At 65.5% G+C, this 20,387-nt stretch carries 20 protein-coding genes; 4 read left to right on the forward strand and 16 right to left on the reverse strand.

Features of this window, described 5'->3' with window-relative positions; all coding sequences use genetic code 11:
- Positions 1–34 precede the first annotated feature (34 nt).
- The gene (gene yczR, locus AC3WJU_RS16690; RefSeq protein WP_492260385.1) at positions 35–1,519 is read right to left on the reverse strand and encodes a MocR-like transcription factor YczR; all 1,485 of its coding nucleotides are present in this window, start codon (positions 1,517–1,519) and stop codon (positions 35–37) included.
- Positions 1,520–1,578: 59 nt separating this feature from the next.
- On the opposite strand from yczR, the gene yczE reads away from it, so the two are divergent.
- The gene (gene yczE, locus AC3WJU_RS16695; RefSeq protein ID WP_059388569.1) at positions 1,579–2,199 is read left to right on the forward strand and encodes a membrane protein YczE; all 621 of its coding nucleotides are present in this window, start codon (positions 1,579–1,581) and stop codon (positions 2,197–2,199) included.
- A gap of 76 nt (positions 2,200–2,275) precedes the next feature.
- Here the strand turns inward: yczE and AC3WJU_RS16700 are convergent, their stop codons facing one another.
- From AC3WJU_RS16700 to AC3WJU_RS16740, 9 genes are all read right to left on the reverse strand, one after another.
- Entirely contained in the window at positions 2,276–3,166 is an 891-nt protein-coding gene (locus tag AC3WJU_RS16700; protein ID WP_492260386.1) for an Fpg/Nei family DNA glycosylase, read from the reverse strand.
- On the reverse strand, positions 3,159–8,180 hold the full coding sequence (locus tag AC3WJU_RS16705) for a DNA glycosylase AlkZ-like family protein (protein WP_492260387.1): 5,022 nt from the start codon (positions 8,178–8,180) through the stop codon (positions 3,159–3,161). The genes AC3WJU_RS16700 and AC3WJU_RS16705 overlap by 8 nt, the downstream gene beginning before the upstream one ends.
- Before the next feature lie 52 nt (positions 8,181–8,232).
- Positions 8,233–8,871 carry a DUF4232 domain-containing protein gene (locus tag AC3WJU_RS16710; RefSeq protein WP_084784462.1) on the reverse strand — a complete coding sequence of 213 codons (639 nt, stop codon included), beginning with the start codon at positions 8,869–8,871 and terminating at the stop codon, positions 8,233–8,235.
- Positions 8,872–8,976: 105 nt separating this feature from the next.
- A complete protein-coding gene (locus AC3WJU_RS16715) occupies positions 8,977–9,705 on the reverse strand; it encodes a YcnI family copper-binding membrane protein (protein ID WP_059388571.1) in 729 nt (242 codons plus the stop codon).
- Positions 9,706–9,789: 84 nt separating this feature from the next.
- Positions 9,790–10,413, reverse strand: coding sequence for a hypothetical protein (locus AC3WJU_RS16720; RefSeq protein ID WP_441432894.1), 624 nt, complete (start codon positions 10,411–10,413; stop codon positions 9,790–9,792).
- Between the two features lie 139 nt (positions 10,414–10,552).
- Complete coding sequence (locus AC3WJU_RS16725) at positions 10,553–11,797, reverse strand: cation:proton antiporter (protein WP_306963334.1); 1,245 nt, start codon at positions 11,795–11,797, stop codon at positions 10,553–10,555.
- Between the two features lie 39 nt (positions 11,798–11,836).
- Positions 11,837–12,232: a hypothetical protein gene (locus AC3WJU_RS16730; RefSeq protein WP_492260388.1), complete on the reverse strand. Its 396-nt coding sequence runs from the start codon at positions 12,230–12,232 to the stop codon at positions 11,837–11,839.
- On the reverse strand, positions 12,225–12,797 hold the full coding sequence (locus AC3WJU_RS16735) for an SRPBCC family protein (RefSeq protein WP_059388574.1): 573 nt from the start codon (positions 12,795–12,797) through the stop codon (positions 12,225–12,227). Before AC3WJU_RS16735 ends, AC3WJU_RS16730 begins: the two co-directional genes overlap by 8 nt.
- Before the next feature lie 93 nt (positions 12,798–12,890).
- Positions 12,891–14,042: a sulfite oxidase gene (locus AC3WJU_RS16740; RefSeq protein ID WP_492260389.1), complete on the reverse strand. Its 1,152-nt coding sequence runs from the start codon at positions 14,040–14,042 to the stop codon at positions 12,891–12,893.
- A 429-nt stretch (positions 14,043–14,471) separates the two neighbouring features.
- On the opposite strand from AC3WJU_RS16740, the gene AC3WJU_RS16745 reads away from it, so the two are divergent.
- Together AC3WJU_RS16745 and AC3WJU_RS16750 are read left to right on the forward strand one after the other, a co-directional pair.
- A complete protein-coding gene (locus tag AC3WJU_RS16745; RefSeq protein ID WP_492260390.1) occupies positions 14,472–15,074 on the forward strand; it encodes a DUF1214 domain-containing protein in 603 nt (200 codons plus the stop codon).
- Position 15,075: 1 nt separating this feature from the next.
- On the forward strand, positions 15,076–15,735 hold the full coding sequence (locus tag AC3WJU_RS16750) for a DUF1254 domain-containing protein (protein WP_332602417.1): 660 nt from the start codon (positions 15,076–15,078) through the stop codon (positions 15,733–15,735).
- A gap of 212 nt (positions 15,736–15,947) precedes the next feature.
- Here the strand turns inward: AC3WJU_RS16750 and AC3WJU_RS16755 are convergent, their stop codons facing one another.
- From AC3WJU_RS16755 to AC3WJU_RS16770, 4 genes are all read right to left on the reverse strand, one after another.
- Positions 15,948–16,589 carry a dihydrofolate reductase family protein gene (locus AC3WJU_RS16755; protein WP_492260391.1) on the reverse strand — a complete coding sequence of 214 codons (642 nt, stop codon included), beginning with the start codon at positions 16,587–16,589 and terminating at the stop codon, positions 15,948–15,950.
- A 227-nt stretch (positions 16,590–16,816) separates the two neighbouring features.
- Positions 16,817–17,173 carry a ribbon-helix-helix domain-containing protein gene (locus AC3WJU_RS16760; RefSeq protein WP_216363181.1) on the reverse strand — a complete coding sequence of 119 codons (357 nt, stop codon included), beginning with the start codon at positions 17,171–17,173 and terminating at the stop codon, positions 16,817–16,819.
- A complete protein-coding gene (locus tag AC3WJU_RS16765; protein ID WP_284988712.1) occupies positions 17,170–17,379 on the reverse strand; it encodes a hypothetical protein in 210 nt (69 codons plus the stop codon). Before AC3WJU_RS16765 ends, AC3WJU_RS16760 begins: the two co-directional genes overlap by 4 nt.
- A 184-nt stretch (positions 17,380–17,563) precedes the next feature.
- On the reverse strand, positions 17,564–18,508 hold the full coding sequence (locus tag AC3WJU_RS16770) for a methyltransferase family protein (RefSeq protein ID WP_492260392.1): 945 nt from the start codon (positions 18,506–18,508) through the stop codon (positions 17,564–17,566).
- A 150-nt stretch (positions 18,509–18,658) separates the two neighbouring features.
- On the opposite strand from AC3WJU_RS16770, the gene AC3WJU_RS16775 reads away from it, so the two are divergent.
- Positions 18,659–19,132, forward strand: a complete 474-nt coding sequence (locus tag AC3WJU_RS16775) for a MarR family winged helix-turn-helix transcriptional regulator (RefSeq protein ID WP_059388590.1) — start codon at positions 18,659–18,661, stop codon at positions 19,130–19,132.
- Here AC3WJU_RS16775 and AC3WJU_RS16780 read toward each other — a convergent pair.
- Together AC3WJU_RS16780 and AC3WJU_RS16785 are read right to left on the reverse strand one after the other, a co-directional pair.
- The gene (locus AC3WJU_RS16780; protein WP_059388591.1) at positions 19,129–19,383 is read right to left on the reverse strand and encodes a hypothetical protein; all 255 of its coding nucleotides are present in this window, start codon (positions 19,381–19,383) and stop codon (positions 19,129–19,131) included. The two genes, AC3WJU_RS16775 and AC3WJU_RS16780, sit on opposite strands and share 4 nt — an antisense overlap.
- Positions 19,384–19,580: 197 nt before the next feature.
- Positions 19,581–20,378, reverse strand: a complete 798-nt coding sequence (locus tag AC3WJU_RS16785; RefSeq protein WP_492260393.1) for an SRPBCC family protein — start codon at positions 20,376–20,378, stop codon at positions 19,581–19,583.
- Positions 20,379–20,387: the final 9 nt, after the last annotated feature.

Consider the following 20,387-nt stretch of genomic DNA (forward strand, 5'->3'; position numbering starts at 1 on the left):
CGGCGGGGGAGCGGGCGGGCTGCGGAACGGCGGGCTAGGCGACCGCGGCGGGTTCCTTGGGCGCTTTCAAGGTCCTCCGGAGTTGCGGCGACGCATCGATCCGGGCTTGGGCATCGCGCAGTGCCAGCACCGCCGTCTCAAGCTGGGCCGGCGCGAGCGTGTACGGAACGCGCATGAAGTGCTCGAAAGCCCCGCCGACGCCGAAGCGCGGGCCGGCCGCGAGCCGCACGCCGAAGTCCGGGGCGACGACGGTGAGCGCGGTACTCGACGGCGTGGGCAACCTGCACCATGCCGTCAGCCCGCCGCGCGGACGTTCCACGTGCCACCCGGGAAGGTGCTCGGCCAGTAATCCGAGGAGCGCTTCCCGGTTCCGCCGCAGCTCCGCAAGCCTCGCATCCAGCGGTTCGGCGAAAGCCCGCAGCAGCCGAGCCGCAGCCAGCTGCTCGACGACGGGCCCGCCCAGATCCATCGTTGTCCGGGTCTGCACGAAGCGGTTGATCAGGTCCTCTTCGGCGCGGATCCACCCGGTCCGGAGCCCGGCCCAATGCGATTTGCTGAGCGATCCGATGGTCACCACCGCCGGACTGAACGCCGCGAGCGGCGAGGTGCTGACGCCGTCGAGGTTTAGCTCCCGCAGCGTTTCGTCTACCACCAGGACAGTGCCCGTCCCTGCCGCCTCGCGGACCAGGCGGCGGCGCTGAAGGTTGGACATGATCCGCCCGGTGGGGTTGTGGAAGTCCGGGACGAGGTAGGCCATGGCCGGGCGTTGGTGGCGCATTGCGGCCACCATGCCGTCGATATCCCAACCGCCCGACGTCGGCTCGCCGGCAGCGCCCGACGTCGGCTCGGCGGCAGGCGGCATCGGCACCGGAACCGTGCGTGAGCCCGAAACGCGGATTGCATCGAGAGCGTTGGGGTAGCTGGGATGCTCCACGAGGACCTTCTGCTGCCGCCCGGCGAGGGTCTTCAGGATAATGTTCAGCGCGTGCTGGGCCCCCGAAGTCACCAGTATCTGTGCGGCCGTCGTGGGGATGCCGGCTGCCGTGTAGCGGTCCGCGATGGCTTCCCGGAGGGGTGGGAGGCCGACCGCGTCGTAGCCAAAACCGGGCAACAGCGCAGGGAGATCGATCAACGCATCCGCGAATGCCCGGTGCACCACCTCGCCCGTCGCTGGCAGTGAAGCATAGGCGAGGTCAAGGATTCCCTCCGGAACGGCCAGTCCCGGTCCGCTGATGGGAACCGTCCGGTGTGGAATGCCCGTCCGGCCCCTGCTGCCCTGGCCGCCGCTCAGGAATCCTTGCTCGCGCAGGCTGGCATAGGCGGCAGTGACGGTGGTCCGGCTGACGCCCAGGGTGACGGCGAGCGCGCGCTCACTGGGCAGTGCCACGTCGAGCGGGATCCGCCCGTCCATCACCAAAAGGCGTACGACGTCGGCAAGCTCGCGATAGGCGGGAGCGGCGCCAGTGTTCCACGGACCGAGGAGACGCACCATGGCTGTGGGGTTGAGGGATCCGGGCATAAGACCAGTATTGCAAACTGGCTATGGAAAGCAATGCCAGTTTTCGGGAGCATGGTTTCATGATGACCCGCAGAATCACCCAGCTCCTGATTGGCCTCGCAATGTACGGGATCTCCCTGGCCATGTTCATCCGGGCCGGCCTTGGCCTGGACCCCTGGGATGTCTTCCACCAAGGCGTCGCGGGGAAGATCGGGTGGAGCATCGGCACCGTCGTCGTAGTGGTCAGCTTCCTGGTTCTTCTCCTCTGGATACCGCTGAGGCAGATGCCGGGTTTCGGAACCCTCGCCAACGCCGTTCTGGTGGGAGTCTTCGCGGACATCGGCCTGGCCCTGATCCCGGCGTTCTCGCACCTGGGTGGCCAGATCGCCATGCTCGCCGGCGCAGTGGTCCTGAACGGAATCGCCTCCGCTTGCTACATCGGCGCACGCCTTGGCCCGGGTGCCCGCGACGGACTCATGACGGGACTTGCCCGCCGCACCGGATGGTCGGTGCGTTTGTCCCGGACCTTGATCGAGGTTGTCGTGCTCGGTGTGGGCTGGCTGTTGGGTGGGTCCGTCGGCGTTGGAACCGTTGTCTACGCCTTGGCCATTGGCCCGGTGGTTCAGCTATTGCTGCCGCTGTTTACGGTTCCGGTGAAGGCTCCCGTGGCTGCCCCGGAAGCCGTGCCGGCCACTTCGTGACGCGGAATCTTCCTGGCGACTCGCAGATTTCTTGACGCCCCCGGAATTCCGGGGGCGTCAGGGAATTTCCGCAGCGTCAGCCGGACGAGCCGGGCTGGCACTCCGGGCAGAAGTAGATGGTGCGGTCTTCCATCCCGGACGCTGGCCCGAGCACTCCGCGGCGAATCGGCGTCCGGCAACGAAGGCACGGCTGGTGCTCGCGGCCGTACACCCAGTAGCCGGAGCGGGGAATTCCCCGGACTCCAGGGAACGCTGTGCCGCGCGTGATCCTTGGCCCGGGTCCGAGGTTGGCTTCGAGCATAACCTTGGCTTCGGCGAGCATCGCCGGCAGATCCTTCACAGCCGATACCGGCGCGGCCGGATGTACCCCGGCCAGGAAACACGCCTCGCAACGGTAGATATTGCCGAGGCCGGCGAGGTTCCGCTGGTCCAACAGTGCGACGCCGATCGGTGCGTCCGGCGCGGCCCGGAGCCGACGAACGGCCTCTTCCGCGTCCCAGTCGGGCCCGAGCAGGTCCGGGCCGAGGTGCCCTACTACGCGGGACTCGTCCGGCGTCGGGATCACCTCGAGGATTCCCAAGGAGAAGCCGACGACGTCGGCCGTCGCTGTGCGGAGGACGCACCTGGCCGTGTGGCCGGGTTTCCTCCACCGGCCGCCGGGGGAATAGACCTGCCAGCTTCCCTCCATTTTCAAATGCGAATGGATGGTCAGGGCGCGGCGGGATGGTCTGGTAGCCGCCGAACCGGCGTCGTCCGCCGGCCCAGTCGCGACCGACCCAACCGCCGCCGGCTCCAGCAAGCGCATGAGCAGGTGCTTTCCCCGTGGCACTACCTCGGACACGGTCCATCCGGCCAGGTTCAGTGTGGCAAACCTGGGTACCCGGAAGTCCGAGGAGACAAGGGCCTGCCCACCGAGGGCCTTGTGCAACTCCGCGGCGGCCCGCCAGACCGAGTCACCCTCAGGCACGGATCCTCAAACCCTTCGGCGTGGAGTACGCCCCGGCAGCCGCAAGGGCGGAAGCCACGGGGGTGTCCAAGAGGTCATGGCCGTTGACCTTTTCCATAATCAATTTGTCCACGGCTCCCCGCCGCACCACTCCGACGAGCGCGGCAGCGGCAGCGGCCAGGACGGCGTCGTCTTGGCTGAAAGTGAGCAGGGTCTTCCCTCCCCGTTCGACATACAAAATCAAGGCGCCGTCGACTATCACCACCAGGGCACCTGCTTTCCGTCCCGGACGGTGGCCCGATCCAGCGTCGACGGCCAATGCGGGCCACGGGAGGGCCGCGCCATACGGGTTTGCGGGGTCCGTTGCGGCGAGGGCCAAAGCGACTGGCTCCGTTTTGGCGAGTTGGGCGTCCTCCGTGAAGGAGCGTAATCTGTCCACGGTCGCCGGCACGGCAAACTGGGCGGCGCCGAGGTGCTCGATGAAGTAGCCGCGGCGGCACCGCCCGGCTTCTTCGAGGCGCGCGAGGACCTTGTACATCAGCCCGAATCCGCCCACGATGTTCTCCACCATGACGGAGCCCCGAGTCACGACGCCGTACCTGTCGAGGAGGAGTTCGGCGGTGCCGCGCGCGTGGATGGTGGGGTCGAGCTCGGGAGCAGGCAACGCGGACCAGCGTCCAACGGCGAGCGGGGGAGTCGGAGCCGCTCCGGTGACCGAGCCGTAGCGGCCGCCCGTGAGTCCGGGCGAGCCCATCAAGCCCGTGCCGTGCGAGCGGCCGAGCCTGCTCATGCGCAGGGACCTGGCACGCGGCGGCCGCGCGGGCTGTTTGTGCGCCGTGCGTCCGCCGGCAATCATCGCGCGGACGGGGCCGAAGGTGTCGCCCGTGATGCGGCCGGCCCACACAAGGTCCCACAGGGCAGCCACCACGGCATCGTCGCTAAGGACCGCGTCCATGCCGCCGGCAACATCGGTGAGTTGCCGGAAGAAATAGGCGCCCCCGCCGGTCTGCAGGTATTCCAGAAGGCGGAGTTGGGCGTCGCCGGGCTCGAATTCAGGGTCCGGGTTGAGGGTGAGCTCCGCGGCTTCGGCCACATGGAGACTGATCCACCCGTCGTTCCCGGGCAACGAGCCAGCCCCTGACCACAAGACTTCGCCCGCGGCCATGAGCTCGTCCAACATGGCCGGCTGGTAATCGGAAATGCGGCTGGCCAGCACCAAAGGCTCCCACGCCGACGCCGGAACAGGCACGCCGGAGAGCTGGTCGATGGCGGTCATGATGCCGTCGAGCCCGCGCAGCGCCGGGGCACCCCTGCCTCCAGAAGAACCAGGACGGCCGGCCGAGGGTACGGATACGTTTTGCCAGGCGGGGAGGAACCGGCCGTACGCGGCAGCGTCCACCGGCTCCACTTCGGCGCGCAGTGCAGCAAGCGAACGACGCCGGAGCTTGCGCAGCACTTCGGAATCGCACCACTCGCTACTCAATGGGACTCCGCGGAGCGGAACAGCCGGGAGTTCCGGTGCCTCCAACAACTCCGAACCCTCATCGGGAACCGTGGCCGGCGCACTCGGGTGCGGGCGGAACTCGCCCTCCACTACGCGGCCGTCCGCCGCCAGGCGTTTGAGCGCAGTGCTTACGACGGCGACACCCAGTCCCAGCCTCGCGGCGGCTTCCTCGGCCGTGAAGGGTCCGTGGGTTCGTGCGTATCGGGAGACCAGGTCCCCGAGCGGATCGTGGACGGGTTCGATGAAGGCGAGCGGCACTCCCATGGGCAGCGGAACCCCGATGGCATCCCGGAGCCGGGCCGCGTCCTCGATAGCGGCGAATCGTTCAACGCCGCTGAGCGTCACGGTGAGGGCGCGGTTGGCCTTGCGCAGCGCCGCCAGATGCAGCGCCGCCAGATGCGATGCGGCCAGATGCGATCCCGCCGCCAGTTGCGACGCGGCCGGATCCGCGGAAGCTTCCACTCCTTCGGGCTGCAAACGGGCCGCCACTTCGTCGACGCTCAAGGGGCCGAGCAGGCGCAGCAAGTCCGCGACGCCTTCCATCCCACGGACCAGCCGGTCCGGTGCCAGCCGCTGGAGCTCGAGCTCGGTGGCCTCAATGACTTTCGCGTCGAGGAGTTCGCGTAGTTCCACCCTGCCCAGGAGCTCGTTGAGGAGCGTGGAGTCGAGGGCCAAGGCAGCGGCCCTGCGTTCGGCGAGCGGTGAATCGCCCTCGTACAAATACTGGGCCACATACCCAAAGAGCAGCGATTTGGCGAAGGGCGAGGGCTGCTGCGTGGTGGTCTGAACCAAGCGCAGTTCCCTGCGTTCGATCGAAGCTGCTATGTCTTTCAACGCGGGGAGGTCGTAGACGTCCTGCAAACACTCGCGCACGGTTTCGAGCACGATGGGGAAAGACGGGTACTTCTTCGCGACATCCAGCAATTGCGCGGAGCGTTGCCGTTGCTGCCACAGCGGCTGCCTTTTCGCAGGGTTCTGGCGCGGCAACAACAGGGCGCGCGCGGCACACTCGCGGAAGCGGGAGGCGAACAAGGCACTCCCGCCAACCTCCGCCGTCACGATCTGCTCAAGCTCCTCCGGGTCGAACAGGAACAGCTCGGCCCCCGGGGGTTCGTCCTCCATCATCGGGACCCGCAGCACGATCCCGTCGTCGGCGGCCATCGCGGAACCGTCCAGCCCGTAGCGCTGCTGGAGCCGCTGCCCGACGGCGAGTGCCCACGGTGCGTGGACCGGCATGCCGAAGGGGCTGTGCAGCACCACGCGCCAATCGCCGAGTTCGTCATGGAACCGTTCGACCACGAGCGTCCGGTCATTGGGGACCACTTCCGTGGCCTGCTTCTGTTCGCCCAGATACTGGATCAGGTTGCCGGCGGCGAAGTCGTCCAGTCCGCTGGCCTTGCAGCGTTCCAGTGCTGGCTCTTGGTCCGAGGCGGAAAGCTCACGCACGAATGCTCCGAGGGCGCGGCCGAGATCCACCGGCCGGCCCAAGGAATCGCCCTTCCAGAAGGGGAGTTTTCCGGGCTGGCCGAAGGCGGGCGAGACAAGGACACGGTCGTGCGTGATGTCCTCGATTTTCCAGCTTGTGGCACCCAGGGCAAAGATGTCCCCGAGGCGTGATTCGTAGACCATTTCCTCGTCGAGCTCGCCGACGCGTCGGCCGCCTTTGGCAGCGCGCGACGCCGGACTGGGCTCCTGTGCGGACCCTGGACCGGCCTGGCTGGAACCGGAGCCGGACCCAGAACCGGTGCCTTCGCTCTCGGTGCCGATGATGTACACGCCGAAGAGCCCGCGGTCCGGGATGGTTCCGCCCGAGGTGACGGCAAGTCGCTGTGCTCCGGGGCGGCCCTCGATGGTGCCGGCATTCCGGTCCCAGATGATGCGCGGCCTGAGTTCGGCGAATTCGTCCGAAGGATACCGGCCAGCCAAGAGATCCAGGGTGGCTTCGAAAGCTGAGCGAGGCAGGGTGGCGAAAGGAGCGGAGCGCCGCACGGTGGCGAACCATTCCTCGACATCGATGCTTCCCAGCGCGGTGGCGGCGACCGTTTGTTGGGCGAGGATGTCCAAGGGGTTGGCTGGAACGTGGAGGCGTTCGATCTTCCCGCTCAGCATGCGTTCCACAGTGATGGCGGTGTGGACGAGGTCCGCACGATGCTTGGGGAAGAGTACGCCTTCTGAAATCTCACCTACTTGGTGCCCGGCGCGGCCAACCCTTTGCAGTCCGCTCGCCACCGACGGCGGCGACTCGACCTGGACTACAAGGTCCACGGCACCCATGTCGATGCCGAGTTCCAGGGACGACGTGGCCACAACGCACCGCAGCCGGCCGGACTTGAGGTCATCCTCGATGAGTGCCCGCTGGTCCTTGGACACGGAACCGTGGTGCGCGCGGGCCAGGACCGGATCGGCGCCGCTCGTGCTGCCGGCCTGGGCCATCATGTGCGCCGGAGTCGCCGTCGAGGACGGCAGCCCCGAGTCCAGCGCCGAATCCGCCGCGGCGGAAAGCACATCCACCGCCATGAGTTGGCGCTCCGCGTAGATCTCGTTCAATCGGGCTGTGAGTCGCTCCGCGAGACGCCGGGAGTTGGCAAACACAATGGTGGACTGCTTCGACAGCACAAGGTCGACGATCTTCTCCTCGACATGCGGCCAAATGGACGCTTGCGGTTGCAGTCCGGAGGCCGGCCCGGAGTCGAAGGCGCCCGCGGCTCCCGCCAGGTCGGACATGTCCTCCACAGGAACGCTGACGCTGAGGTTCCAGTTTTTGTGCGACGGTGGTGCGACGATTTCCACGGGTGCCGAACCGGCGAGGAACTGTGCGACGAGCTCGCGCGGTTCCACGGTGGCCGAGAGGCCGATCCGTTGGGCGGGTTTCGGCAGCAGCGCATCGAGCCGTTCCAATGACACCGCGAGGTGTGCGCCACGCTTGGTGCCTGCAACGGCGTGGACCTCGTCGACGATCACGGTGTCCACCTCGCTGAGCGTCTCCCGGGCTTTGGACGTCAGCATGAGGAACAAGGACTCGGGCGTGGTGATGAGGATGTCCGGCGGGTGGCTGAGCAGCGCGCGGCGGTCCGCCGTCGTCGTATCTCCTGAACGGACTCCGACGCTGACCAGCGGGGCCGGCAACCCGAGCCGTTTTGCGGTTTGCGTGATGCCGATCAGCGGCGAGCGGAGGTTCCGTTCGACGTCCACGCCGAGGGCCTTGAGGGGCGAGATGTACAGGACTCGGGTCTTGCGCTTGGGAGCTTTGGCACGGGCGGTTGTGCCCTCAAGTTCCGGAAGGGCGTCCGCCGAAGCAAGCGGGGACACGGACAAGAGCCGGTCCAACGCCCACAGGAATGCTGCGAGCGTCTTGCCGGAACCCGTGGGCGCAACCACAAGGGCGTGCGATCCCGAAGAAATGGCCTTCCATGCACCGTCCTGGGCAGGGGTGGGCGCGGAGAAAGCACCAAGGAACCACTCGCGCGTGGCACGGCTGAAGCGGTCCATGGCTGAATTGCCAGGACCGCCCGGTAGCTTCTGCTCCTGCATTCCTCCATCATGCCTCACGGCACCGACACAATAAGGAACAGCGCTGGACCGCCTACCCCGCCTGGAACGCCTGGACGGTCAGGAGATTGATATTGGTGTTGCTGCAAGCCGTGTATTGCTGCGGGATGAACAGCGAAGCGGTGTCCTCGGGTGGGTAGACCCGGAAGCCGGCGGCTGGGGCCTGGGTGCACTCGGGGTAGTTCCCGGCCTGGGTGTAGCGGAGTTGGGCGAAACCGGCCTTCCCCGGAGCGAGGAGCACTTGCGTCACAGGCTGGGAGTCGTCGCGCGCGGCAGCCGCGCCGATCGGATCGCCCGCGGGTCCCGACGTGAGTGAGACGCCCGGGAAGCCATTGAGGACGCAGGGTTGCGTGCCGGAGTTGGTCAGGATGAGTTTCATGTAGACGCTCCCTGCCGCTCCGCCCCCTGTGGAGTCGACAGATGCTGTCAGCGAGCCCGCTTTGCAGAGAGCGACGCCTGATGGCGTCGTCCCGGTGCTCGATGGCGTGGCGCTGCCGCTTGAAGTAGGAGTACTTGAGGCCGAGGCCGACGGTGACGACGAGGCCGACGCCGTGTCGCTGGGTACGGCTGATCCCGAGGGCTGGGCCTGGGTTTGGAAACAGCCGGAGAGCAGGAATACCGAGGCTGCTGCCATCGTGAGCAGGAGACCGTTCTTGACTCGCATATTCGTCATGCGCACAGCTTTTCGTCGTCATTTGCCGGAGTCAACTGCGGCGCGGCAGCGGCGCCGGATTGGCGTCCGGATCGTAATGTTCCGGACGCCGACCCAACGGAGCCGTTACTTGGAGACTGATGCCTTGGCGGAACGGCTGCGGAAGAAGGCCGCGCCACCCAGACCCAGCCCTGCCACGCCGGCGATCAGGCCGGCCCAGCTGCGCGCCTGTGAGCCGTCGTCGGTCACGGAAGCTACCTGCTCGGTGGAGATGGACGCAGCCATGTGGGTGTCACCCGCGGCCGGATCTGCGGCTGTGACGGCCACCGAAGGAGCCGGAGCCTTCAGCGAGTGCGCGTCCTGGCCGTCCTTCGGGATTTCAGCCCAGTTCGTCTGCCCTTGCTCGCAGTTCTGGAGCGTGGGGAAGTAGAGGGTCTTGCCAGCGGTGTCGGGCAGCTTCACGGACAGGACCAGCGCGTCGCGCAAGTGCGGGTCCAGCGGAGCCTTGGCCGTGTAGACGATCTGGCTGGTGCGTTTGGTGATCGATGTGCCGTCGGCCAGTTTCTTGGGTTCCGGCAGCGTCTGCGTCACCTTTTCGACTGTCCAGTTGGGGTTCACCGTGGGCGTGGCGTCGGTCAGTTCCTCGGGCAGGTTGATGGTCAACTTGGTGGTGCCTGAGGTGTCGCAGCCGTGCGGGACGCCGAACGTCAGCAGGGCATACGAGTTGGCCGTGGTCTTGTCCGGGTTGATGGAGACGTGGGCAGATGCGCCTGCGAGGCCGGCCATCATCAGTGCGGCGGTGCCGCCCGCGATTGCGGTAGCGGAGAGGGCGCGGCGGAGTGAGGATTTGTTCATGGTTGTTGCCTTTCAACGGGCGCGCGAAGGCGCGCCAAAGTCAGGGGATGTGCCCGTCACCAGTTGAGGCGGTGCCGGGCGGAGTCAGGAGGATACGACGACGGCGGGCGGGCCGCGTCTGCTGTCTTGCCTGAGGTTCCGCCACGGGCGAGGGATGAATACGGCAGGTGCGCTGAACGCAACAGCTGCGTTGCCGGCGTCGGGCCTGAAGATCAGTCGGATGAGCTGCAGGAGGGGACGAAGCCAGGCCTCGAGCTGCCACAGTGCCTGCTCGCCCTTGGCAAGGAGCAATGCCGAAGCGGCAGTGGCGAGGGCGTGCCCCGTCAGCATCAACCAGCTGAGGGGAGTGTCGACCTCGTGAAAATGGACTGTTTCAGTGCCCAGCGGCGGGGAGAGGTGTTCAGCCGCCAAGTGGTGTGCTGGTGAGCCCGGAGCCGGAACAGTGAGCGGACCGAATGCCGTGAAGGCCTCGTGCAGGAGAAGCTGGCCGGATCCCAGAAGCGCGGCAATGACCGGGAATCCGAGCTTGAACCGGGTGGCAAGAGTGGTGACGAGCCCGGTCAATGCAAGGACGGCCAACAGGACCGGAGCGACGGGAAGCGCACCCCCGGAGAGGACATGGGCACCTGCCGCGAGGGCAACAATGGCGACCGCCAGGGCCACCGAACGCATGGCATGGAAGGGCGTCCGGGCATGCGATGCGCGCACGGGTTCCTCCCTCGGTAGCGTTCAAGCGGGTGGTCGACAGTCCAGCTCGGTCTGGTCAACCCCGCAATTCTACCGGTGGTTCGTGGCCGTGCCGCTGTCGGATGGGTCGTGTGACGGGGTCATGCTGCGGGTTTGGGAATCAGGCAGTTATTGCCGGACCACCTTCGGAGGGCTTGCCTGCCGGGCCTTTGCCGGATTGTCCTTTGCCGGCCGGCCCACCGCTCTTCGGCCCCTCGCCCGCCGCTTCCGGCGCGGCTTCCGAATATTTCCGTGCCGCCCGCGAACCCGCGATGGTGCTGGCTCCGATGCTGATGAGGGCACCCAGGATCATCGCCGCGGCTTCTCCTGGTTCCAGCAAGTGCAATTGGGAGCCGATGGTGGCGGCTGCAACCGGCACTCCCAATTGGGACGAGGCCAGTACTGCGAGCGGCAGGGGCTGGCCGAGGGCCCGGATGCTTCCGTGCACCAGCAGTGTTCCAAAGCCAAGGCAGATCCCGAGGAGGATCATGCTTGGGCTGCCCGCGAGGGTCCTTAGGTCGAGCGATGCACCCAGCCAGACGAAGAAGACCGGCCCCAGGAAACCATCGCTCACGGCGAAGAGCTGGTGCGCCAGGCGACGGGGTTCGCCCACCGCAGAGACCACCAGGCCGAAGGAGAACCCGGCCAGCATGATTGAGACGTGGCCGAGGACCGCGAGCCCTGAAAGCGCGAACAGCAAGGCCAGCTGGATCCGCAGTTCCAAGGCGAACTTCCGGTCTTCGGATATGTCGTGTAACCGTCCGCGGTTGCCGCTGTTCTCCAGCCAACGAAGCACGAAGAACAAGACCAACGCGCAAGCCGCGACGACGGCTGCCCCGACCGCTGCCCGGCCGGCGTTCGGGGGGTCAACGGCTAACGGAAGCGCCACAATGCAAGCGATATCAGCGATCGCCACTTGCGCCGTCGTCGTCAGGACCTTCGGCCCTGTCAGCCGAAGCGAGTCGACGATCGGCAAGACCAACGCTGCTGAGGAGGATGCGAGCAGGACGATGTAGAGGGGAGCATGTCCGGTGCCGAAGGCTAAAGCGATGACGACTCCGACGACGGCGGCCAGCACCGCGGCGACGCCGGCGCGCAAGGCGCCGCTACCCAGGGCGGGACGGATGGCCTTGTCCCGCACGGGGACGTGCGTCCCGGCGACGAACATGATGAGGGCGAACCCGACGTCGGCCACGAACGTGAAGGTGGGATCCGAGGAGTCCACCAGTCCCAGTCCCGTGCGTCCGATGACGATGCCTGCCAGCAACTGCCCCAAAACAACGGGAAGGTGCCATTTCCGGGGTAGCGCCAAGAGCGGACCGAGGAGCGCGACTGCGGCGATCAGCGAAAGCTGAAAGAACGACACCTTCCTCCTTCTCCGGGCCTGGCGGTTGGTCTGCGGTGGTTACCGGGGCGCATCAGCCAGTTTCAGGGGAATGTCCGTGTTCTCGTCGGTGTAGTAGCTCGCGCACACCCGGTGATAGCCATCGACCACCTGAGCGGGCATGCCCGTGGCCAGGTCTCCCCGGACCATCAGGATGGGCGAGAGCTTCTTGCCCTCCTTGATCTTCTTCAGGTCCGAGGCCACGTGGGCGTTCTCTTCCGGGAGCAACGCCAAGCGGGCGGCCCGGAGGATGTCCTTGGCTTTGCGGTGCTGGATGGGCGCGTCCTTGAGGGCGGCGACAACCGATGCCACCACGTGGTCGGATTCCAGCAGGGAAAGGTAGTCTGCGGCGCTTGGGTAGTCCTGGTCCTCGGGCTCCGGCAACCAGCGGACTTCGCCTTTGTTATCGTCAGGCATGCGTCGTACTCCTTGGCCAGCGGTATCGGCTTGCAAATGTGGGTGGCGCGGGACGGGGGACCTTGGAGAGGTCCGTGCCGGGACGCCGTCGTCGTAATTCAAGGGCGAGGCTTTCTTGGCCGCGTGCCATCGCCCAGTGGTGATTCGCGGCAAAAGCGGGTTTGAGCAGCCAGCTTAGCCGCCGGAGCAGGGGTTTCGATGTGCTGACCCGCCAGTCATAGGTGATCACGGTTTCCGGGCCGTCCTGTTCGAAAGTCCAGCGCCCGGTACCGCGCAGGTCGCCGCTCGCCGCGATCGCGAAACCTTGCTCTGTGATGGGTTCGGTGACCGTGAACCTCCAGCGCAGCGTGTACGGCAGCCAACCTTTGGAGTGCAGCGAGAAGGCCTTTCCCGTACCGTCGGCGTTTCCCGGGTCCAGCGGAACAACCCTCAAGTACACCGAAGGCCACCAGCGGGGCAGTGTCCCCGCGTCCCCTAAAATATCCATGACCTCACGCGGGGTCCCCGCGACGCGCCAGACAGTGAGGAACTCGTAGTCGGCGTTGCTCTTGGAAGTGCCGCCCATTGCTGCCTCCAGGGCGCGGATGGATAGTGGACTCACAGTACTCATGCCGTTGCACACGGTCAACGGCCCGGCTTCGGCGTGCCGGCGGGCGAGTTACTCCCGGACGGTCACAGCCAGCCGCTGGATGTCGTTGTTTCCCATGCCTTGATAGTTCCACTCCGGCGTTTCCGGCTGGGTCTGCCCTGTGGAATCCGTCGCACGGCATGCCAAATCGTGGGAACCGGGCGTTGCGATCCACGTGAATGTCCATCCGCGCCACGCATGCCGACCGGTGGGAGCTTGAAGTTGGGCCTGCTCCCAGACCCCGTCCACGCAGACTTCCACGCTCTCCACGGTTCCTTGCCCGGACCAGGCCCGGCCGCTCAGCTGAACCGGTCCCGCGTTCACCGCGCGTTGCCGTGTGAAGAAATCTGGAACGCCGGGGGGAGCCATGAGGGAACGGACTTTGATCCGTTGGACGGGCTCGCCGGGATCGTCTGCGTCTTGGGTGTAACGGTAGGAGTCGAGCTGTTGGTAACCGTCGAAGCTGTGGTCAATTGCCTCGATGGATTGCAGCCATTTGACGCTCGTCATTCCGTACCAGCCCGGGACGAGGAGCCGGACGGGGTAGCCATGTTGAGGTGGCAGGGCTTGGCCGTTGACCTCATAGGCGAGCAGGACGTCGTCGGACATTGCTTCCGCGAGCGTCAGGCTGCGCGCGTACTGGTGCTCTACGCCGCCCTGGATCCCACGGTCCGCGCCCGTGAAGACGAGTTCGACGGCGTCGGGTGACACGCCGGCGTCGAGCAGCAACGGAGCAAGCGGGGTGCCGGTCCACTCGGCGGTGCCCACCCCACCCTGGTCCCAGGGCTGGCTCACAGGCCGCGGTTCCAGCCGCGAGCGGCCGTTGCCGGCGCACTCCATCGTGACGGCTTGGGTGCGGCGCTCGCGGTGCTGGAGGTCAGGCAGGGTGCACTCGTGCGGATGGTCCACGAGCCCGCCGATATTCAGCCGCCACGAGACGGGATCGATCTGGGGAACGTCGAAATGGACCAGGAGATAATGCATGCCCAGCGGTGTGACGGGCCATCGGAGCATTTCCAGCGGCATGGCGTGGTTGCGCGAAGCGAGTTGCAGTTCCTCGCGGGTGATGGGACCGGTTGTCGGAGCGGCCGGTGCGGTTGGTTCTGTCGGAACAGCGGGGGCGGTGGGGGCCGGGGTGGCAACAGCGGCGCCTTCCGCTGTGCGGCGGGTGTTGACGCTCATGCTCCCAGTATGGGCGCCCGGAGCAGTGGTGTCACTGGAATTTGGCCGGGGAAGCGAGACGCTTGTCCCGCGGCGTTCGGCGACGGGGGCGGGGGCCGCGTCCGACGTCGGGCTGTTGGGAAAGTATTCTTGGTCTTTGGCGCTTGCGCTCCTGGACAGAGACAGATGGAAGAAGGAGAGCCTCCGTGAAAATCCGAGCCCCACGACTCGACGTGAGTGGCGTTCTCCTTGTTTGGGCCCTGATATTCGGGCTTTGGCAACCTTTTATTTGGTGGCGGGGGATTGTCGCTGCCGTATGTTTGATCGTCGCGCTGTGGGGCTTTGTTGCTTGGTACCGGCGTCGTCCTGCGCGGGGACGTTAGGGCACCTAGTTGCAGGCCGGATCGGTGCGAACCCCCCAACCACATAGCCCAGTGGTAGTTTGCGGTTATGGCAAATGCCCTCGCGTGGTTCTCCCAGTCCGGTGTGGTGCAAGGGTTGATTCTCGGTGCCGTGCTTGCGTTCTTGACGGCGATCCTCGTCATGAACGCCGTGGGCAGGGCGCTCACAACGACCGTCAACGGTTGGAGTGCCATCCGCAAATGCGGCCAGCCTGGCAACGGAGTCCTCGTCCGGGCCGCCTGCGCCAAGGCCCTGCCTGTCGTGAATGTGTTTGAAGAGGCTGCGTACTGGACCGCCACTGTGGATGGCTCAGGGCAAACGCTGAGCGGCGGGAATGGATACGTCCTGCATTTTCCTCCCGGGAACCTCCCGCCGCATGACGCCTTCTGGTCGCTCACCCCGACCGATACCGTCGGGTACATGGTGGAAAATCCCACCAATCGCTACAGCGTTGGTGACCGTTCTGCTCTGGCACAGAATGCCGACGGTTCGGTCGACATCTATCTGCAGCATCAGGCTCCGAGCGGGCACGAGCAGAACTGGCTGCCCATTCCGTCCGGAAAGTTCAAGCTGATGTTCCGCGTGTATCTGCCTGGCGCGGCGATTCTCGACGACACGTACCAATTGCCGTCGGTTGTCAGGGCGCAGTGAAATGAACCGCCTCATCTTGAAGTACGGACGTCCCCTCACCGCCGTCATACTGGCCGTCTTCGCCTGGGTCATTTACCGGCGGATCGCCAACGGGGACGGAATCGTTCCTCTGGTCATAGCGGCGGTCATCGTATGGGGGCTCGGCGCGCCCGCTTTCATCTACCTCTGGCCGCGACTCACAGTCAACGGGTACAAGAGGGCGATACTCAAGCACGGATTCGGTGAGGGCCCCATCCCCGTCAACACGCTGTACGCCGTGCCCGGCACATCGTCCCCGTCGACGGCGACTTCGCGCGGGAGCCTTATGGCAACCGGGGCCGACGACTTGCTCTACATCGGCGGTTGGCTCGACTTGAGCAAAGGGCCGCAAATCCTGCACGTACCGGACATGGCCGGGCGCTATTTCAGCGTGCAGTTCACCGACCCGTCGAAAAGCACAAACTTTGCCTACGTCGGCAAACGCACCACGGGAACCGAAGCCGGCGACTATGTCCTCAGCGGACCCGGCTGGAAGGGAACGGTACCCAACGGGATGACGCAGATTTCTTCGCCAACTGATTCCGCGCTCGTCATTGGCCGAGTTTTCGTCGAAAGCGACAGCGATCTTCCAACCGCTTACGCGCTCGCGAAGCAAATACAGCTCGCGCCGCTGAAGCAGTAGCGGTCGACTGGACCAGCCCAGATGAACGACGGCGGACGGCTCGCCACCGATGGCTTGCCGACCGGCCCTTCGACGCCGCCGAGGGCGAAACCGCCAGATTCCGGTGTAGCGGGAAGAGCCCCCTGCCGATCTTTCTCTTGTCCTTCGCGGTTCCCAGCCTGGCGCTCACGCTCAAACGCGAGTAGCCGCACTCAGACGATCCTGTGTGATGGTTATCGGCGGAAGGTGACGTGGATGATGCCGCTTTCGGCGGTCTCTGACGTGACGGTGTAGTCGCTTTCTAGCCCCCGGAGATCGTCCCAGAGCCGTATTCCGCTACCGAGCAGGATTGGTGTGATCGCGACGTGCAGCCGATCGACAAGTCCGGCACTGAGGTAGTCGCGCACGACGGTAGGGCCACCTCCGATACGCACATCCTTTTCACCCGCCGCACTGAGCGCTCGATCAAGCACTTCTTCGGGGCTGGTGCTGACGAAGTGGAAGGTCGTACCGCCGGTCATCGTGATGTCAGGGCGGGGAGTGTGAGTGAGGACGAACACCGGGACGCGGAAGGGCGGCTCGTCGCCCCACCAGCCCTTCCACTCGGGGTCGTCGGGAAAGTTATGGAACCCGAACATGCCGGCACCCATAATCTCAGCTCCGACCCCCTCGAAGTAGGCCGCGGCGTATTTGTCGTCGACGCCGGACGTTCCTTCTCCACTGGTGTCATGCAGAACCCGCTCACGGAAAGTGCGGGTGGATGTATATGCGTCAACGAGTCGGCCCCAGTCCGAACCGAACGGATTCTCCGGAGTTGCGTCCGTGGTCGTGGCGAAACCATCCAGCGAGATATTCAGGTCAACTCGAACAGCCATGGTGAAGGTCCCCTCAGATCAGTGGTTGCGTTATGCAACCACCATACTGGTGGTGAGATCTCCTCCACGGAAGAATTCCTGGACGAATTCGTCATCCCTGGGAGCACATGAAAAGTGACCAAGGAGACCAACAGTATGAAATAGGCGGCCAAGAGTGGGCAAACATACCCCCAATCGGCAGCGTTGTCATCTACGACTACCGGGCCCGTCAATCAGCTGTCTGCCTGTCAGGAGGCTTTGGCAAGGTATTGGGCCAGTGCTTCCCTGAGGATTTCGCTCGGCTTGCGGTGCTCGATTTCGGACCGGGCAACCAGTTGTGCGTCCATGTCCTTCGGGAGGCGGATGGTCCGGGACGGGGATGTTCCGCTGCTGCTCAGGGAGGGTTTGCCGACGGCTCTTTTTACTGCCTCGGGCGAGCCCAGGGCTGCTTCCAGCAGGGCGCGTCCGGCACCTTGCCCGGACGCCTTGGTGATGCGGGCGTCAGGGCCTATGTCGGCGGTCTCCGCCCATTCGCCCAGGGCACGGAAGTGGGCCTGTTCCTCCGGGCTCAGGTCCTGACCGCCCTTGGCCTTCTTCTCATTCATTCCGTTGTTCCTCTCTCGGCAATGTCGAGTATCTTCCGCCTTGCCTCCATCACGTGGAAGACCAGGATGTCGTTAGGCGGTGTAATGACTGCCATGACTTCGAGAATCGTCCGGCGGTCCCGAGAAGGGCCGATAAACAGATCCGGACGTGCGCCTGATTCCACACGCGGCTCATCGAACTCTTCGACGTGGTAGATCTGGTTCAAGATTGCATGCAACGCATCCCCGCGGGCAATTCCATGTTTGTTTGCGCTGTCCGCCCACCTGATCCCCATTTTAATATTGTCTCACAATAAAAAGGGTTATTGCGAGACAATATTGGGCGGTAGCTCTCGGTCCGAGCGAGCGAGACTGAGGAATGACAACCTTCGAAGGGACATGGGTGTGCACTCATCGTTCCTGAGTGCGCGAGGCCCTCGACACCCCCGGTACCCAGCAGCGCACGGCATCGCGGTATTGACGGAATTCTTCGCCGAACCGTTCTTCCAGGTCAGATTCCTCAAGCGGCCTGACAACGTAATTCCACACCAGCGAGCCCACGACGGCGTAGGCCACTACCAGCCATGACTGCAGGATGACGCCAACTGCCGCGCCCTGGAGAATGCCTGCGGCCGCCATTGGATTCCGGATCCAGCGATACGGACCCGCGATGACCAGATGATTGGGCATTGCCGACGGCAGCGGGGTGCCATTGCCCAACGTCGACATCGCCACGGCCGCCGAGATACCAAGGGCGCTGGCTAGTACCAGAACGGCGACACCCACAGGAGCGGCAAAGGACGGAAACGGGAGAACCACCGCCCAGCGCTGTTCGAGAAAGGCAACTGCGAACGGAATCACCGCCAGGAAGAACCCCCAGAACAGGACAATTTGCCCAAATGTTGAGGCCACGTGGGCGGCGGCGGTCGCGCGGGGGATTGCGGGACGGAATGCGAACGGACCGCGGATGATCCACGCGGTCGGCACGTGTCCCAGCAAGACTAGGCAGAGCGAGATCAGCGAGCCCGCGCTCGCAGCGCCCATGCCGAGTACGCCCCAGCCCGCTTCGGTTGTGACAGTGGCGTAAACCGCCAGTGCGACGGCAACGGCGCCCGTCCAGCCGGCACTCACCAGCGCGGCAGCCCTTACGCCAAAAGACGCCACGGCCGACGCCACGACGAACAAAGGAATGTCGAAGACAGCAACCGCAACCGGGTCGAGGTTACCGAGGGTCGCCTCGCGCACCACCGGCGACAGGAAAACCGCGGCCCACCACAAGAAACCGGCAATCGCCTGCACGGCGAAATATGCCCTGCCCCACCAAATAGCTCCGCCCCGCCGAATCAAGGGCAACACCCGCTCAGCCCAAACATCCGTAGCCCCAATCGCAGACAATTTTGGCTCAGCCTACCGAATTCGAACGCTGCGTCCGGCTTCACACGAGTCCCTCGCAGGACTAGTTAACCCCTCACCCCCCAAAATCCCCTCACCGCTACAATGGGACATATGCCGGACATCGAGCGTTGGCCCACCGGAAGGTTGCTGTCTACAGCGGCCCGGTTGGTGGAACACGCTTGGGACGAGAATCTGAGGGCGATCGGCCTCACCCACGCCGGCGTCATCGCGCTGGAGGTTCTAGCAGCCACTGGCCCCATCACCCAGACCACGCTCGCCCAGATCGTGCGTGTGCAGGCCCAAACCATGGGGCAGACCCTCAGCAGGCTGGAGTCACACGGGCACGTTAGCCGCCGTCGAAGTTCCGAGGACCGCCGGGTACACGTCGTTTCGCTGACCGATGCCGGCAGGGACGCACTTGAGCGGGCAGCGGAATCGGAACGGCAGGTTCTTGCCCAGGTATCGATCGATACGTCGATGTTCCGGCAGGAACTGAAAACAGTCGTGCGCGAACTGGCAGGCCGGCAAGCACCAGAAGGAGACAGCGCTAGCGCCCCTCTTGCCTCCGCGGCATTGGAAGACTAGTCCGAGGAAACATCGACGGCGGCCTGCTCACCGGGCGCAGGAACCTCGCCGCGCGTGGAACGCTCACCGCGGGCAGCCAACTCATCCAGGACCGCGTCGTACCAGGACTTGACCCCGAACTCGGGCTTCCCGACGTCGAGCAGCCTGAAAAGGGCGTCGGCCAAAAAGTTGAGCTCCGCAACGGACAGCTTCGCAAGCCCCTGGACCGGGTCCAGTTCGCCTTCCAGGCATGAGGTGAGTAATGCGTTCACAGCGCGGCTCCAAGCATGGGAGCAGCTACGTAAAGAGTCTTGGAAGAGAGGGGAGTCGGGCGGGTCATGAGGTCGCTCCATGGAAAGAGTTCCTAGGGCCGCTGCATAACCCACCCTGATGATATCGACACGTGGAGCCGCGCGGCAAGCGCGCCGCGCGGCCGGAAACCACCAGCAACAATGCCTAAGTGGGGCGTTCAGTTCCTTCCCCGTCGCCGGACAAGCCAAGCCACCAGAACCACGACGGCGGCGGCGCAAAGCACGGGCCCGAAACGACGCACGAGCACCGGCCACACGGCCGAGCCCAGATCCAATTCCGACGACGACGCGAGCGGCGCGGACCGAGGTGCGGGTGCAGCCGCGGCCGCAGGCACAGGCGCCGCCGGCGGCTCAACCACCTGCGCTGCAGAACCCGCAGCGGGCCCGACGGCGGCGGGCCCGGCGGCTGCTCCAGCCGCGGGCTCCCGGGGCTGCGCTACCTCGCCGGTAGCCGTCCCGGACCCTGCCGACGCAGCCGAGGCTCCGGCGTCGGGCTCGATTTCGCTCGGAGCCCCGCCGCCCGCCTTCCCGATCACGCACTGGACAAACTGCTCCAGCAACTTGTCCGAGATGTCCTGGATGACTCCGCGGCCGAATTGGGCCGGTTTGCCGGTGACGTTCATGTCGGTGGTCACGTCCACGGCGGTGCCGTCGCCGTCGGGCGTCAGCACTGCCGTGACCGTGGCACCCGCTGTGCCGTTGCCGCGTTTGTCCTTGCCCGTCGCCGAAATGACCACCGTGTGGGTCTCCTGGTTGCGTTCGAGGAATTCACCCGTGCCGGTATAGATCATGGCGATCGGCCCGAGCTTGACCTTGACCGTTCCGGTGAACTGCTCGCCGCTCACGGACGTGAGGGTCGCCCCAGGGAAACAGGGCGCGATGTCTTCCAGTTGGTTGAAGGAATGCCAGGTGTCCTCCAGCGAACTGGGAACCACGAAGTGATGTTTGAGTTCCACGTCTCCCTC

The organism is Arthrobacter sp. FW306-1B-F12A (assembly GCF_058781865.1).